Source organism: Erwinia pyrifoliae DSM 12163, assembly GCF_000026985.1.
GTDB lineage: Bacteria > Pseudomonadota > Gammaproteobacteria > Enterobacterales > Enterobacteriaceae > Erwinia > Erwinia pyrifoliae.
Genome location: NC_017390.1, coordinates 3,925,603 through 3,940,609, shown reverse-complemented (window position 1 = coordinate 3,940,609; position 15,007 = coordinate 3,925,603). Strand labels below are relative to the sequence as shown.

Genomic DNA, 15,007 nt, shown 5'->3' with positions numbered 1-15,007 from the left:
TTCCGGCGTCTCCCGGCTCGGGCATCCCTCTGACTTCGGTAGTGACATCCAGTACCCGGTGATAAACAGCGACCCCTTTTTGTGCTGAAATGAAACGTATTGTCATTTGTCTGTCAGATTCCATGTTTGGTCGCCGTGCATATTCATTATGGCCGCAATCTCGTCGTCCATTTTCGCCGTCTGCCAGGCATGAAACTCGCTGATACTGGTCATTACCGCTGAGAAATATTCGCAACGCGTGATGGTCAACGGCTCGCGGTCAGTTGCCTGCCGTAAGACCGCCGCCAGATTCTGGCGAGCATCGCTGACGTTGATCTCTTTTATATTGACCTTAATGGCACAACCCCTCGGCACAGGTTAATTGTACCAGTGAAGCGAAGCCGCATTTTAACGCCGCTGTTGATGTGGGCGCATCCGGCGGCTTGCGGCTTCATTTTGTATCCGCATTACGATGATTCTTTCCCTTGCGTTAGCGGGCTGGCCAACGCGAAGTAACGCCCGGCAAAGTCGTTCAGCATGCTTTCCCGGCCGCGTATATCACGCAGATATGCCGGGTCCAGCTCTGTCACGATCACTTCTGTACTGTCTGCGCTGGCCTCGGCAGCTATCTTGCCGTAAGGGTCCCAGACGGCGCTGCCGCCGCAGGCCTGCCAGCCCCCGGTCGTACCAACGTGATTGGACATTAACACGTAGAAGGTGTTATCCAGCGCCCGCGCAGGCATCCAGATTCGGGATTCATGGTAGCCATTTCCGCAGCTGAACAGGGCGCTGACCAGATAAGCATGGCACCCTGATAGCGCCGCTGCGCGGGCATGTTCGGCAAAACCGCTGTCGTAGCAGATCGCCATCCCCAGCGACCATCCTTCGACCTCAATCGCCACTGCCTGCTGGCCAGGCTGGAAAAATTCCGCTTCGCTACTGAACAGCGCTCGTTTGTGATAACGGGCAAACAGCTCGCCCTGTGGGTTAAAGCACAGCGAGGTGATGCACACCCCCGTTTCTTCCTGGGTAGCCGCACCAATAACGGCGAAAATAGCCGCCTGACGACATGCCATTGCAATCGGCTTCAGCCGCTCGTCGTTAGCGCTGATGGCATAGCGAGCGGGATCGGCTTTGATTAACGAGGGTTCATAGCCGCTAAGAAATTTTTCCGGCAGCAACACTACTTTCGCCCCCAGCTCTGCGGCCCGCGCGATTAGGGTAACGGACTGCTGCACATTGGCCGGAATATCTCCTGCTACAGGCTCCGCCTGCGCGACGGCCACTTTCAGTTTATTCGCGGGACAGGTAAAACGATATGCGCACATAGTTCAACTCCATAAAGCGTGAGATCATCGCCAATCGCACGTCTGATTTAGCTCAGAATAATTTGACCCGTTCAGCGACCCGCAAAGACGGGGGGCGCATAAAATAGTGAACTCACGCAGCATATTACAGGTAACCCGCGGCTGCCAGCGCTTACCCCCGGCATCTAAAATAGTGTGGATCATGGCCTGACCTGATGCGGCGTCTGAATAGGATATTTCTAAAGCGTCGGGTTGCAAGTGCATAATATTGGCTACTTGAAAAAATTACCCCACCTTACAGGATAGTGACGTGCTCAAATAAAAAATCACTGTTGAATATCTCCTGATAAATATTTAAGACGTTATATGAGTGGTTTCCGGGCTATGGTTGACCTAACGTTGATCGTTATGGTGCGATATTTAACCTGATTTATCGACTTCGACTGGAGTACTTAATTAAAAGGATAACATATGAATAAAGCTAAAACGTTTTTCTCATTTATTTCTATCCTCGCGGCTTTAGTCTCTCTGCCAGCTTATGCTGCTCAAAGCGAATATTATTGCAGCGGTTCTTATGGTGATAATAACGATAGTGGGTTGTGGGACTTGACCTTTACAGCCAGCAGTGAAAAAGATGCGGCCAGGCAAGCGAAAGAAAAATATATTCTCAATATGCCGGGAGCATGGGTGAAAGTATTTCAGTGTCATGCTCTGAAATAGACTCAATCTCTTTCTGTTGCCATTTATCACTCTGGCCACGGTATAAAAGGTGCCGGTAGGCGTTCGTTCTACTGGCTCCGATAGCGAGCGGATGCTTAAGGCTTATTTAAGAGCTGGCAACAGCATTTATCTCATCCACAGCTTTAATTGCCCGTTGTGGTCATCATCGGCCGCGTCTCTCGCTTAGCGGTACTTAGCTTCCTGGTATTCGAACCAGCTGGCCGGGACGTTGTGCGGCGGCTGCTCCAGTTGCCGTATACCCTGTTCGACGATCTGTTTAGCCTGCTGCAACAGGGCGGCGTTGCCCGCCGTAAGAAGTGCTATCTGTACGCGTTTTTCAATCAGATAAACCGGTGCAAACTGCGGGTCGTAATGAACGATTGAGCGGGTATTGTCGATAATATCGGCCAGTTTGATGGTCTGCGCTTCAGGACTGGCCTGCTGCGTATGATGGAAATGAGCAACTTTACGCGCAACCCGGTTCTGACCAGCCGTGTCACCCCGGTTGGTCAGCATCTCAACCAGGCTGGCAATGGTATCACCAAAGTGACGGCGAATATCGTTCACCGTGCTGGCAGTATCTTCGACCGTGTCATGCAGCCACGCTGCTGCCAGCATCTCTTCAGTGTGGCTGACGCTGCGTACCAGCGCCACAACCGCTGCGGGATGCACGATATAAGGCTCGCCAGTATATTTTCGCCGCTGTCCGGCTTCGGCATGGGCTTTACTGGCATAGCGACGCGCTTGTTCTTCCACGGTATGCATGGTTTTACCCCCAGGTAATAAAAGTCGCTTGCAATTATATAGTGCACTATCTATCATCTTAGCATGATGACCGATAAAGACGATAAAAAAGTGACGACCGCGCCATTGTTGCTCGACCAGCAGCTGTGCTTTGCGCTTTATTCTGCCAATCTGGCGCTGCATAAGCGCTACCGGCAGCTGTTGGCTCCGCTGGGCATCACCTATCCGCAATATCTGGTGATGATGGTGTTGTGGGAGCAGGATGATGTCACGGTATCTGAGATCGGCGCGCGGCTGTACCTCGATTCAGCTACCCTGACGCCGTTACTGAAACGCCTTGATACAGCAGATCTGTTAAAACGTCATCGTTCGCGTAAAGACGAGCGGCAGGTGGTGGTTACGCTGACAGAACGGGGAAAAGCATTGCGTCAGCAGGCGCTGGATCTACCCGCATCCGTCTGCCGTGCCTCGGCCTTTAAACCGGAAGAACTACAGTCGCTGAAAAGCGAGCTTGAAATACTACGCGATAACCTTAATGGTTGAGCGTGCTGGTACCGGGAAAATGCCGTCAATAATTATTATAAATAGTGTGCGATTTAATCGCAAGCAAACCAACTCAGGAGCATTATTATGTCATTAGAAAAAGTTGTATATACCGCAAAAGCAAAAGCCACCGGTGGACGTGACGGCCGTGCGACTTCCTCCGACGGCGTGCTGGACATCAAACTCGGCGTACCAAAAGAGATGGGCGGTGCAGGTGGTGAAGCAACCAACCCGGAGCAGCTGTTTGCTGCCGGTTATTCTGCCTGTTTCCTCGGCGCGATGAAGTTTGTTGCTGGCCGCGATAAATTCACCATGCCAAAAGACGCCTTTATCGAAGGTGAAGTCGGAATTGGTCCGTTACCGACAGGGTTTGGTATCGAAGCCACGCTGAATATTCATCTGCCGGGTATGGACAGCACGGCAGCACAAAAGTTGGTAGATGCGGCACATATCGTCTGTCCTTATTCCAACGCCACGCGCGGCAACATCGATGTGACGTTGAACATCATCAACTAAGCCTGCGTTAAGTGATAAATCCGGGGCTGCCTGCCCCGGATGCGTGTACCTTCCTTGCTTTAATCAGAAAGTCCTTATATTTGTCGCAAAATTGCTAATTTTGTCCTGTAAACAGACGCGCAGGCGTAAGTATGTTTAACTAGCGGCCTGCAACGTCACCTCGTCTTCCTCTTGGTTATCAGATTCTTCTGTTTATACCTGTTCCTGAGGTTTAACGGTCAATCCGGTGAACTCTGGTGTCCAGCCAGGGTCTGATTAGCGTTCAGATGGTGTGTAGCAATTGTTCAGATTAGGCCAGGATTAAGGTTGAATGAATTATATTAAAATATGTACTCAGCAAAAGCTGTCGCTGTTGTTGGCTCTCTATATCGGGCTGTTTTTGAATATTCCGGTCTTCTATCGTCGCTTTGACCCCTTCCTCGCTAAGTTTGCAACCATGCAATGGCTGTCCGCGCTGGCTGAAGTTGTGGCTACCGTGCTGCTGACTTTCTTCCTGCTGCGCCTGCTGTCATTAGGCGGGAAACTCTTCTGGCGCGTGTCCGTCAGCCTGGTGGTGGTGATCTCCGTCGCAGCCAGTTACTACATGACCTTCTTTAATGTCGTCATCGGCTACGGCATTGTCGCCTCGGTGATGACCACCGATACTGACCTGTCAAAAGAGGTGGTTGGCTACCACTTTGTGCTGTGGATGGTGCCGATCAGTCTTATCCCGCTGATACCGATCTGGCGCAGCAGACTGCGCCTGACCCTTCTGGAACAGATAAAAACGCCGGGGCAGCGCTGGAAACCCCTGTTGACGCTGCTGTTGGCCGTGCTGCTGGTTTGGCTACCTATCCGTTATTTCGATAAGGCACAAAGCGCCAACGAAAAACAGACCAATATTGACCTGCCAAGCTATGGCGGCGTCGTGGCACACTCCTACCTGCCATCTAACTGGCTGACGGCGCTGGGGCTGCTTGCTTACACCAGCTACGACGAGCATATGGATAGCGATCACCTGTTCGATCCGGCGAAAAAGTTTACTTATCACGCCCCTGACGGGTTGGATGATACCTATGTAGTGTTCGTGATCGGTGAAACCACGCGCTGGGATCATATGGGCTTGCTGGGTTATGAACGCGATACCACGCCGAAGCTGGCGAAGGAGAAGAATCTGGTGGCGTTTCGCGGTGAGTCCTGCGATACCTCCACCAAGCTCTCGTTGCGCTGCATGTTTGTGCGTGAAGGGGGAACGGAGGATAACCCGGCCCGCACGCTCAATGAGAAGAACGTGTTTGCGGTGCTGAAAGCGCTGGGCTTCAGTTCCGACCTGTACGCGATGCAGAGTGAAGTGTGGTTTTACAACAATACCAATGCGGGCAGTTATGCCTTCCGCGAGCAGATTGGCTCAGAGCAACGCAATCAGGGTAAATCGGTAGACGATATGCTGCTGATACCGGAACTGAAGTCATCAATAGATGACCATGCCAAAGGTAAACATCTGGTCATACTGCATACCAAAGGCTCTCACTATCTCTATTCGCAGCGCTATCCACGCGAATTTGCCCGCTACCAGCCGGAGTGTATGGGCGTGGACGATACCTGCAGCAAAGAGATGCTGATCAACGCTTACGACAACTCCATTCTGTATGTCGACACCATGTTGGATAGCGTGTTTGACCAACTGCGTGATAAGAAAGCGATTGTGTTTTATGCCGCCGATCACGGCGAGTCGATCAGCGACAATATGCACCTGCACGGTACGCCGCGCAATATGGCACCGCCGGAGCAATTCCGCGTGCCGATGATCGTCTGGGCATCGGATAAGTATCTTGCCGACGCGCAAAACAAGCGTGCTTTTGCGCAGCTGCAGGCACAGCAGCGGGCGGGTAAAACCCACCGCCATGTTGAACTGTTTGACACCATTTTAGGCTGCCTCGGCTACACGTCCCCCGATGGCGGTATTAACCCGGCTAATAACTGGTGTGCCGTACCATAATCTCCAGGGGCCGTTTGCACCATAACGGCGGCCCCTGCATCCCGCTAAATATTGATACAGACTTGCCTTTCATGGTGCCGGAATGACAATAGTTGCAGATGAAAGGTGCTGACTATTGCCTGGCTCATATTCCTTCCGCGAGATAAAAATTCATATTTCGCGCCTTATTTAACCCTACGCGCAACACCATTTCTTTATCTTTTTACTCATATGATTAACGCTATTATTTCATCAGGCTATTAACTGTTTTATTTATTGACAGGAGATGTGATATATTCGGTAGCGCTGTCAGAAATATTTCAGACTCACCCATAAGAGATATTGATTAGCCTTCACGCTTTATTTTTAAGCTGCCAGAAAACCCCGGCAGTGATGCATGACTAAAAGTGTGAATAAAGCGTACATAATTCGTCGAGTGAAAAAGTGACTTTTTATATGTCATTTTTGATACCATCACCCGTAGACTTTGTGAGAGCACATCTGTTGCACAGTACCTATTCAGCCTGTAGGTGCGCGATAACAGATTACAAAAGCCTCCAGTTTGCAAATAAACTGCTTTCAGTTAAAAATTAGCGGGTAGACTGCAAACTGAAAAAGGTAAATTTAAAAATAAAGTGGGAAAAGGCCCGGGGAGATTTTAGTAAGAAAATTAAATACATGGAAATAAAAACAAGTCTGCTGATCAAATCGAATAAATATGAATCTCTGTCAAAACAGCTTTCGGTTATTGAGGAATGCAGAGAAAAAGAAGTATTTGTATAAATATACCAGGATAGATGAAAGTGGTTCCCCACTAACGCCTTATGCATAAGCCGTAAATCCAAACGCGGATCTCCCCCCCCGGTCTTATCTGTAGCTGCTGTGGAAAAGTGCCCATCCTGGATGGGGACGAAACGCTTAACTAAGCTATCTGGAGACAGCAGCCAGTCTTCAGCCACTTAATTCGCTGCGCATTTTACTTATGGTCAACTTCGGCAAGTTGACCATTTTTTATCTCTGCGGTGCAGCGTTTTTATCTGTCATGGCGCGGTTTATATCCGTTTATCGTGCGTAACGGCGCTGTTTGCAGATTATTTCACACGTTTATTCGCAGAGTAATGCACTAGCAATATGCCTTTTTAAAGTTGTTAAGACTGGCTATTTGGCTTAACGCGTTGATCTTTCCGCTGGAGAAAGGTCTTAATGGCTTTTTTATATTTTGTTGCTGATTCACACACTCTGAGTAAAAAACTGACGCCCGTATTGACGTTCCTTGCAACAATTGACAAATTGAAGCCTCATTACAAAAGGTATGGGAAACTTCTGGCCACCTGAAGACAGCAGATCCCGCCGTTTACTGATGCCGTAAGGCGACACGCACAGGCCATCCAAAAAAACTATCGGCCGGCGTACTGCACACAACACACACCACTACTGGAGTATAACAATGCGTATTCCCCTGGCTAAATTCGGCATGCTGAAAGTGGCTCTCAGCGCCCTTGCACTGACGACCGCTACAGGCGTTCAGGCGAAAACTCTGGTTTACTGTTCTGAAGGTTCGCCAGAAGGTTTCAACCCACAGCTGTTTACATCGGGTACCACCTACGACGCCAGTTCGGTGCCGATCTACAATCGTCTGGTGGAGTTCAAAGTCGGTACAACCGAAATTGAACCCGGTCTGGCGGAAAAATGGGATGTCAGCGCCGATGGTAAAACCTATACCTTCCATCTGCGCCAGGGCGTGAAGTGGCAGACCACCAAAGAATTCAAACCCACGCGTAATGTTAATGCCGACGACGTGGTGTTTTCGTTCGAGCGCCAGCTGGATAAGAACAACAAATATCACGGGGTTTCCGGCGGCAGCTACGAGTATTTTGAAGGCATGGATATGCCGAAGCTGATTAGTAAAATCGTCAAAGTCGATGATGCTACCGTACGTTTCGAACTGACCCGCCCGGAGTCGCCGTTCCTTGCCGATCTCGGTATGGATTTCGCATCGATTCTCTCCGCTGAATACGCCGATAATATGCTGAAAGCCGGTACGCCGGACAAGCTGGATCTCAATCCGGTCGGCACCGGCCCGTTCCAGCTGCTGCAGTATCAGAAAGATTCGCGCATCCTGTATAAAGCCAACCCGGATTTCTGGGGCAGCAAACCAAAGATTGACCGTTTGGTGTTCTCCATTACGCCTGATGCTGCAGTGCGTTACGCCAAAATGCAAAAAGGCGAATGCCAGGTGATGCCGTACCCGAACCCGGCCGATCTGGCGCGTATGCGGGAAGATAAAAAATATTAACCTGATGCAGATACCGGGCCTGAACGTCGGTTATCTGTCGTTCAACACCGAGAAGAAACCGCTGGATAACCTGAAGGTGCGTCAGGCATTGACGATGTCGGTGAATAAAAAAGCGATTATCGAAGCGGTCTACCAGGGGGCTGGCCAGTCGGCGAAGAATCTGATCCCGCCGACGATCTGGAGCTATAACGACAGTATTCAGGATTACGCCTACGACCCGGAAAAAGCCAAAGCGCTGCTGAAAGAAGCAGGCATGGCAGATGGCTTTACTCTCGATCTGTGGGCGATGCCGGTACAGCGCCCGTATAACCCGAACGCGCGCCGTATGGCAGAAATGATCCAAAGCGACTGGGCGAAGATTGGCGTCAAAGCCAAAATCGTCACCTACGAATGGGGTGAATACCTGAAGCGTGCCAAAGCCGGTGAACATCAGACCGTGATGATGGGCTGGACCGGTGACAACGGAGATCCGGATAACTTCTTCGCCACCCTGTTCAGCTGTGCTGCCGCCAAAGACGGATCGAACTACTCACGCTGGTGCTATAAGCCGTTTGAAGAGCAGATCCAGCCGGCGCGCGCCGAGGCCGATCACAACAAGCGTATTGAATATTACAGGCAGGCACAGGTGGTGATGCACGAGCAGGCTCCCGCGCTGATTATCGCGCACTCGACGGTGTACGAGCCGGTCAGCAAAAAAGTATCGGGTTATATTGTTGATCCCCTGAGCAAACATCACTTCGAGAACGTCGATATCCAGGAATAATGTGTCAGCCGGGTGATACCGGCTATACACCTTTGCAAAGGGCCGGGGATATACGGCCCTTCTTGCCATCGAGCAAAACGGTCGTCAAGGCGCATTTTTCGCGTCGCGAGTGGTTAACTACCCACGGGTATAACTGCGCGCAAGATGTGAGCAATAATAATTCTGTCGGTTACGGCTGGCGGGAAACACAAGAGAATCCGGAATATGCTGCAATTCATACTCCGACGTCTGGGGCTTGTCATCCCGACGTTTATTGGTATCACCCTGTTAACCTTCGCGTTCGTGCATATGATCCCCGGTGACCCGGTGATGATTATGGTCGGCGAGCGCGGTATCTCCGCCGAACGCCACGCGCAGCTGATGGCCCAGCTTGGCCTGGACAAGCCCCTCTGGCAGCAGTACATCACCTATATCAATGGCGTGATGCATGGCGATTTGGGGCTGTCGCTGAAGAGCCGTGTGCCGGTGTGGGACGAATTCGTACCGCGCTTTAAGGCCACGCTGGAGCTGGGTATCTGCGCGATGCTGTTTGCCATTGCCGTCGGTATTCCGGCTGGCGTGCTGGCGGCGGTCAAACGCGGTTCCATTTTTGACCATACCGCCGTGGGCATTTCACTGACCGGCTACTCAATGCCAATTTTCTGGTGGGGCATGATGCTGATCATGCTGGTGTCGGTGCAGCTCAACCTTACCCCGGTCTCCGGGCGAATTGCCGACACCGTGTTCCTCGATGACAGCCAGCCGCTAACCGGGTTTATGCTCATCGACACCCTGATTTGGGGTGAACCCGGCGATTTCAACGATGCGGTGATGCATATGATCCTGCCGGCCATCGTGCTGGGAACCATTCCACTGGCGGTGATTGTGCGCATGACGCGCTCGGCGATGCTGGAAGTGCTGGGTGAAGATTATATCCGTACCGCGCGCGCCAAAGGGCTGACGCCAACACGGGTGATTGTGGTGCACGCGCTACGCAATGCCATGCTGCCGGTGGTCACGGTGATCGGGCTGCAGGTCGGTACGCTGCTGGCCGGAGCCATCCTCACCGAAACCATCTTCTCCTGGCCGGGCCTCGGGCGCTGGTTAATCGATGCATTACAGCGCCGCGACTATCCGGTGGTTCAGGGCGGGGTACTGGTGGTAGCGACGCTGATTATCCTCGTCAATCTGCTGGTTGACCTGCTTTACGGCGTGGTTAACCCGCGCATCCGTCACAAGAAATAAGGGGCCAACATGTCTGTTGTGGAACCAGGCAGCGTCCATGCTGCACCCAAGCCGATGACCCCGTTACAGGAATTCTGGCACTACTTTAAGCGTAACAAAGGCGCCGTCATCGGCCTGGTTTACGTGGTTGTGATGATCGTTTTCGCCCTTTTTGCCAACGTGCTGGCCCCGCATGCGCCTGCTGAGCAGTTCCGCGATGCGCTGCTGCGCCCGCCGGCCTGGCAGGAAGGCGGCAGCTGGCAGTATGTCTTTGGCACCGATGACGTGGGTCGTGACGTGCTGTCGCGCCTGATGTACGGTGCGCGCCTGTCGTTACTGGTCGGCTGTCTGGTGGTGGTGCTGTCGCTGTTAGTGGGGGTGATATTGGGCCTGATCGCCGGTTACGTTGGCGGCGCGATTGACGCCGCCATTATGCGTCTGGTGGATATCATGCTGGCGCTGCCAAGCCTGCTGCTGGCGCTGGTGCTGGTGGCCATTTTTGGTCCGTCCATCGTCAATGCCTCGCTGGCATTAACCTTTGTGGCGCTGCCGCACTATATCCGTCTGACCCGCGCAGCGGTATTGGTTGAGGTGACGCGAGATTACGTCACCGCATCGCGCGTGGCGGGGGCCAGGATGCTGCGCCAGATGTTCGTTAATATTTTACCAAACTGCCTGGCACCGCTGATCGTGCAGGCATCTCTCGGTTTTTCCAACGCCATCCTTGATATGGCCGCGCTGGGTTTCCTGGGTATGGGCGCGCAGCCGCCTACGCCGGAATGGGGCACCATGCTCTCCGACGTATTGCAGTTCGCGCAAAGTGCCTGGTGGGTGGTCACCTTCCCTGGGGTGGCGATCCTGCTGACGGTACTGGCATTTAACCTGATGGGCGACGGTTTACGCGACGCTCTGGATCCGAAACTCAAACAGTAGGCAGCGAGATGGCACTATTAACTGTAGATAAGCTTTCGGTGCATTTCGGCGACGAAAAAGCACCCTTCCGCGCCGTAGACCGCATCAGCTACCAGGTTGAACAGGGCCAGGTGGTGGGGATTGTGGGTGAGTCCGGCTCCGGTAAGTCCGTCAGCTCGCTGGCGATCATGGGGCTGATTGACTATCCTGGTAAGGTGATGGCGGAACGGCTGATGTTTAATCAGCGCGACCTGCAACGCATCTCTGAAAAAGAGCGCCGCCAGCTGGTGGGTTCTGAAGTGGCGATGATTTTCCAGGATCCGATGACCAGCCTTAACCCGTGTTACACCGTGGGTTACCAGATTATGGAAGCCATTAAGGTGCATCAGGGCGGCAACCGCCGTACCCGTCGTCAGCGCGCTATCGATCTGCTGAATCAGGTCGGCATCCCGGACCCGGCTTCGCGACTGGACGTCTACCCGCATCAGCTGTCTGGCGGGATGAGTCAGCGCGTGATGATCGCGATGGCGATTGCCTGTCGGCCAAAACTGCTGATTGCCGATGAGCCGACCACCGCGCTGGATGTGACCATTCAGGCGCAGATCATTGAGCTGTTGCTCGATCTGCAACGCCAGGAGAATATGGCGCTGATCCTGATCACCCACGATCTGGCGCTGGTGGCAGAAGCGGCGCAGCATATCATTGTGATGTACGCGGGCCAGGTGGTGGAAACCGGTAAAGCGCGGGATATTTTCAACGCCCCGCGTCATCCCTATACCCAGGCGCTGCTGCGTGCACTGCCGGAGTTTGCCGCCGATAAAGCACGGCTGGCGTCATTGCCTGGCGTGGTGCCCGGCAAATATGACCGTCCGAACGGCTGTCTGCTGAACCCACGCTGCCCGTATGCCAAAGATCGCTGCCGTAGCGAAGAACCCCCTCTGCGTGATATTGCCGGGCGTCAGTCCAAATGTCATTTCCCTCTGGACGATGCCGGGAGGCCCTCTTATGAAGCCTGAACACGATAAACCGACCCTGCTGATGCAGGCCATCGATCTGAAAAAGCACTACCCGGTGAAAAAAGGGCTGTTTGGTCAGCAGCAGCTGGTGAAAGCGCTTGATGGCGTATCGTTTGACCTGGAGCGCGGTAAAACGCTGGCGGTGGTGGGGGAATCCGGGTGCGGTAAATCCACGCTTGGCCGCCTGTTGACCATGATTCGAAACCCCGACCGAAGGTCAGCTGTTTTATCAGGGGCAGGATCTGCTGCAGCCCGATCCGCAGGCAGAGAAACTGCGCCGTCAGAAAATCCAGATCGTATTCCAGAACCCTTACGGGTCGCTGAATCCGCGCAAAAAGGTCAGTCAGATCCTTGAAGAGCCTTTAGTGATTAATACCCGCCTGACCCGTGCCGAACGCCGGGAAAAAACGCTGGAGATGATGGCGAAGGTGGGGCTGAAAACCGAGCATTACGACCGCTATCCGCATATGTTCTCCGGCGGCCAGCGGCAGCGTATTGCCATCGCACGCGGGTTAATGCTTGACCCGGACGTACTGATTGCCGATGAGCCGGTATCGGCGCTGGACGTTTCGGTGCGTGCGCAGGTGCTAAACCTGATGATGGATCTGCAGCAGGAGCTTGGCCTGTCTTATATCTTTATCTCACACGATCTGTCGGTCGTGGAGCATATTGCCGATGAAGTGATGGTGATGTACCTCGGCCGCTGCGTCGAGAAGGGCAGCAAGGAAGCAATATTTGCCAATCCGCGCCACCCTTACACGCAGGCGTTGCTGTCGGCGACGCCTCGCCTTAACCCGGATCGACGCCGCGAGCGCATTAAACTGAGCGGAGAGCTGCCAAGCCCGCTCAATCCACCGCCCGGCTGTGCGTTTAATGCGCGCTGTCGCCGCCGCTTTGGCACCTGTGTACAGCTGCAGCCTCAGCTGCAAAACTTCGATGGCCAGCAGATCGCCTGTTTTGCCGTCGAGCAGGACGAAGGTCGGTTACCCTGAATGCTGCATGGGGGGCGCTTATTGCCCCCTTATCGTCACACGGTCCGGCAGTCAGCCACGTTCTTACCCATCCTCCGTTCTGAACAGTGATTTTATTTATCATTCCCCCGCGTTTTTGCCCATTTGCCTGACAGACAGCGTGACATGCTTAAGGAAAATGCATGATTCCTCCACGGCTGCTCAGCTGTATTAACAGCAGACTGGCGGTTACTGATGCTGTCCGGTTGCTCTCTGGCAGTGAAACTCATTTAGATTGAGGAGCTTTGCCGATTGTCACGGCAAATTTATCAATAAGTCGGGGAAAACAGCGGATGGTGAGATAAAGAAAAGGGAAATGAGATGTGGAAAAAAAAGGTAAATGTTTTTAAGCATCCTAATAACATCAATCAGGATATTGTAACGCCATGGAATAACGTGGCTAATTAATGCCACCGTTTTGTTTAAAATAATTGGCGTCATTAAATAAATTAATTACCGGCTGTCGGTTATTCTTAATGATTTTTTTCAATGGGATTACTCTCAAGTTGTAAGAATAATCTTATATAGCATTATGTCTTATTGTCGCTGTTGTGTTACATTCGTGCCAAATTTCCTACCTTGGGCGATCATACTGATGAAAAGTTATGATGACCTGCAGCGTTTTAAAGAAAAAACACAAACAAAAACAATTGATTTTAAAGACATGTCCGAGCATTTTTTTAATGCCAAAAATAGCCCCTGGCGGTTGATTAAACAGCTTGCGGACGAAGGTGCAGGGTCAATATTGGATGACATCCCACGAATTGATGTCCCGCAGGCGGTGGGGCCTGCTGCCTTTACGGCTTGCCCGGTCAGTGAAAAACCGCTGCAGCCCTTCAGCAGCCGGCCATTCACTGCTGCTGCGCCGGGGGCTTCAGATAAGGTCGGTGCAACGCTGCTGGACAGTATTGCTGCGTCTTTACCATCGACTGAGGCTGCTTCGCTGGCAGTGCAACAGGCTGTTGAAGTGGAAGTTAACGAAGACGCGCCCGCAGCCCCGCCTGCCGCCGTTTCTGGATTAACGCTGTTGCAGCAGCTGGGCACGGTTCAGTCACCCCCACCGGCTGCGGATAACTCTCCGACCATCCCGTCTGCCTCCGCCGCAGCCTGGCCAGAGATCGCTGCGGCGCGGATCATCCCCGGCAGCAGTCAGCTATTCCGTTCCCCCGCTGCATCGCCGCCCGGTGCTTTGTCCAAAGACACGTTGTTATCCCCCCTGCTGGAGAAAATTGCCTCATGCCGTTAGTTTGTGTTTGCTCACCTAAAGGCGGAGTGGGTAAAACCACCCTGGTGGCTAACCTCGCCCACGCTCTTGCTCGCGGCGGCAGTAAAGTGCTGGCTATCGACTTTGACGTACAGAATGCTTTGCGCCTGCACTTTGGCGTACCGCTGTCTGACAGTCGTGGTTTTGTGGCGAAATCGACGCAGTCATCTGACTGGAGTCAATCTATCCTCACTACCGACGGCAATATTTTTGTCTTACCTTACGGTGAAGTCACAGAGGAACAGCGCCTTGATTTTGAAGATCGGCTGACCAAAGACGCTAACTTCATTGCCCGGGGTCTGCACACGGTTCTCAACTATCCGGGGCTGATCGTTATTGCCGACTTTCCACCGGGGCCGGGGCCGGCCTTAAAAGCAATGACGGCGCTGGCTGATGTGCATTTGGTGGTGTTGTTGGCTGATACCGCCTCGCTGGCGCTGTTGCCACAGATTGAAAATGAAAAAATGATCGGCGGCGTGCTGAATCAACGTGCCGGTCACGCCTTCGTGCTTAACCAGGCTGACAACCGCCGACATATCAGCCGTGATGTGACCGCCTTTATGCAGCAACGCCTCGGCGAAAAGCTACTGGGCGTGGTAAACCGGGATGAAAGCGTGGCAGAAGCTAACGCGTCACAACAGTCTGTTTTTGAATTTAATCCGGTATCCGCTGCGGCCTTTGATATTGAACTGATCGGTCATCGCCTTATGGCATTGCTTGATATCAAAGTCGGTAACGGGGAAATGCACGCTCCGTTAAATAGCCCGTAGCTGGCGA

The 15,007-nt window shown here is 52.8% G+C and carries 12 protein-coding genes and 2 pseudogenes; 11 read left to right on the top strand and 3 right to left on the bottom strand.

What is annotated here, in order from left to right; all coding sequences use genetic code 11:
- Positions 1-102: 102 nt before the first annotated feature.
- Together EPYR_RS18000 and EPYR_RS17995 are read right to left on the bottom strand one after the other, a co-directional pair.
- Positions 103-354 carry a type II toxin-antitoxin system Phd/YefM family antitoxin gene (locus EPYR_RS18000; RefSeq protein ID WP_014539902.1) on the bottom strand — a complete coding sequence of 84 codons (252 nt, stop codon included), beginning with the start codon at positions 352-354 and terminating at the stop codon, positions 103-105.
- Between the two features lie 92 nt (positions 355-446).
- Complete coding sequence (locus EPYR_RS17995) at positions 447-1,307, bottom strand: carbon-nitrogen hydrolase family protein (protein ID WP_014539901.1); 861 nt, start codon at positions 1,305-1,307, stop codon at positions 447-449.
- Positions 1,308-1,757: 450 nt separating this feature from the next.
- On the opposite strand from EPYR_RS17995, the gene EPYR_RS17990 reads away from it, so the two are divergent.
- On the top strand, positions 1,758-2,006 hold the full coding sequence (locus EPYR_RS17990) for a hypothetical protein (protein WP_014539900.1): 249 nt from the start codon (positions 1,758-1,760) through the stop codon (positions 2,004-2,006).
- 183 nt (positions 2,007-2,189) lie between these two features.
- Here the strand turns inward: EPYR_RS17990 and EPYR_RS17985 are convergent, their stop codons facing one another.
- Entirely contained in the window at positions 2,190-2,771 is a 582-nt protein-coding gene (locus tag EPYR_RS17985) for an HD domain-containing protein (protein ID WP_015899183.1), read from the bottom strand.
- Between the two features lie 63 nt (positions 2,772-2,834).
- Here EPYR_RS17985 and EPYR_RS17980 point away from each other — a divergent pair, with 63 nt between their 5' ends.
- The 10 genes and pseudogenes from EPYR_RS17980 (at position 2,835) to bcsQ (ending at position 15,000) form a co-directional block, all read left to right on the top strand.
- The gene (locus tag EPYR_RS17980) at positions 2,835-3,293 is read left to right on the top strand and encodes a MarR family winged helix-turn-helix transcriptional regulator (protein ID WP_014539898.1); all 459 of its coding nucleotides are present in this window, start codon (positions 2,835-2,837) and stop codon (positions 3,291-3,293) included.
- 87 nt (positions 3,294-3,380) lie between these two features.
- The gene (locus tag EPYR_RS17975) at positions 3,381-3,809 is read left to right on the top strand and encodes an organic hydroperoxide resistance protein (protein ID WP_014539897.1); all 429 of its coding nucleotides are present in this window, start codon (positions 3,381-3,383) and stop codon (positions 3,807-3,809) included.
- A gap of 310 nt (positions 3,810-4,119) precedes the next feature.
- Entirely contained in the window at positions 4,120-5,787 is a 1,668-nt protein-coding gene (gene eptB / locus EPYR_RS17970; protein ID WP_014539896.1) for a kdo(2)-lipid A phosphoethanolamine 7''-transferase, read from the top strand.
- Positions 5,788-7,213: 1,426 nt separating this feature from the next.
- Positions 7,214-8,825: pseudogene (gene dppA / locus EPYR_RS17965) on the top strand (dipeptide ABC transporter periplasmic-binding protein DppA).
- 204 nt (positions 8,826-9,029) lie between these two features.
- Positions 9,030-10,049: a dipeptide ABC transporter permease DppB gene (gene dppB / locus EPYR_RS17960; protein ID WP_014539891.1), complete on the top strand. Its 1,020-nt coding sequence runs from the start codon at positions 9,030-9,032 to the stop codon at positions 10,047-10,049.
- A 9-nt stretch (positions 10,050-10,058) separates the two neighbouring features.
- Positions 10,059-10,961 (top strand): dipeptide ABC transporter permease DppC, encoded by a 903-nt coding sequence (gene dppC, locus EPYR_RS17955; protein ID WP_014539890.1) that lies wholly within the window; start codon positions 10,059-10,061, stop codon positions 10,959-10,961.
- An 8-nt stretch (positions 10,962-10,969) separates the two neighbouring features.
- A complete protein-coding gene (gene dppD, locus EPYR_RS17950; protein ID WP_014539889.1) occupies positions 10,970-11,956 on the top strand; it encodes a dipeptide ABC transporter ATP-binding protein in 987 nt (328 codons plus the stop codon).
- Positions 11,946-12,948 (top strand): annotated as a pseudogene (gene dppF, locus EPYR_RS17945) (dipeptide ABC transporter ATP-binding subunit DppF). The gene dppD and the pseudogene dppF overlap by 11 nt, the downstream one beginning before the upstream one ends.
- Positions 12,949-13,561: 613 nt before the next feature.
- Positions 13,562-14,212, top strand: coding sequence for a cellulose biosynthesis protein BcsO (bcsO, locus tag EPYR_RS17940; RefSeq protein WP_015899181.1), 651 nt, complete (start codon positions 13,562-13,564; stop codon positions 14,210-14,212).
- Complete coding sequence (gene bcsQ, locus EPYR_RS17935; protein WP_014539884.1) at positions 14,203-15,000, top strand: cellulose biosynthesis protein BcsQ; 798 nt, start codon at positions 14,203-14,205, stop codon at positions 14,998-15,000. Before bcsO ends, bcsQ begins: the two co-directional genes overlap by 10 nt.
- Positions 15,001-15,007: the final 7 nt, after the last annotated feature.

Coding starts and splice junctions, on each gene's coding strand:
- EPYR_RS17995 (WP_014539901.1), bottom strand. CDS start 1,307: ATGTGCGCATATCGTTTTACCTGTCCCGCGAATAAACTGAAAGTGGCC.
- EPYR_RS17990 (WP_014539900.1), top strand. CDS start 1,758: ATGAATAAAGCTAAAACGTTTTTCTCATTTATTTCTATCCTCGCGGCT.
- EPYR_RS17985 (WP_015899183.1), bottom strand. CDS start 2,771: ATGCATACCGTGGAAGAACAAGCGCGTCGCTATGCCAGTAAAGCCCAT.
- EPYR_RS17980 (WP_014539898.1), top strand. CDS start 2,835: ATGATGACCGATAAAGACGATAAAAAAGTGACGACCGCGCCATTGTTG.
- EPYR_RS17975 (WP_014539897.1), top strand. CDS start 3,381: ATGTCATTAGAAAAAGTTGTATATACCGCAAAAGCAAAAGCCACCGGT.
- eptB (WP_014539896.1), top strand. CDS start 4,120: ATGAATTATATTAAAATATGTACTCAGCAAAAGCTGTCGCTGTTGTTG.
- dppB (WP_014539891.1), top strand. CDS start 9,030: ATGCTGCAATTCATACTCCGACGTCTGGGGCTTGTCATCCCGACGTTT.
- dppC (WP_014539890.1), top strand. CDS start 10,059: ATGTCTGTTGTGGAACCAGGCAGCGTCCATGCTGCACCCAAGCCGATG.
- dppD (WP_014539889.1), top strand. CDS start 10,970: ATGGCACTATTAACTGTAGATAAGCTTTCGGTGCATTTCGGCGACGAA.
- bcsO (WP_015899181.1), top strand. CDS start 13,562: ATGAAAAGTTATGATGACCTGCAGCGTTTTAAAGAAAAAACACAAACA.
- bcsQ (WP_014539884.1), top strand. CDS start 14,203: ATGCCGTTAGTTTGTGTTTGCTCACCTAAAGGCGGAGTGGGTAAAACC.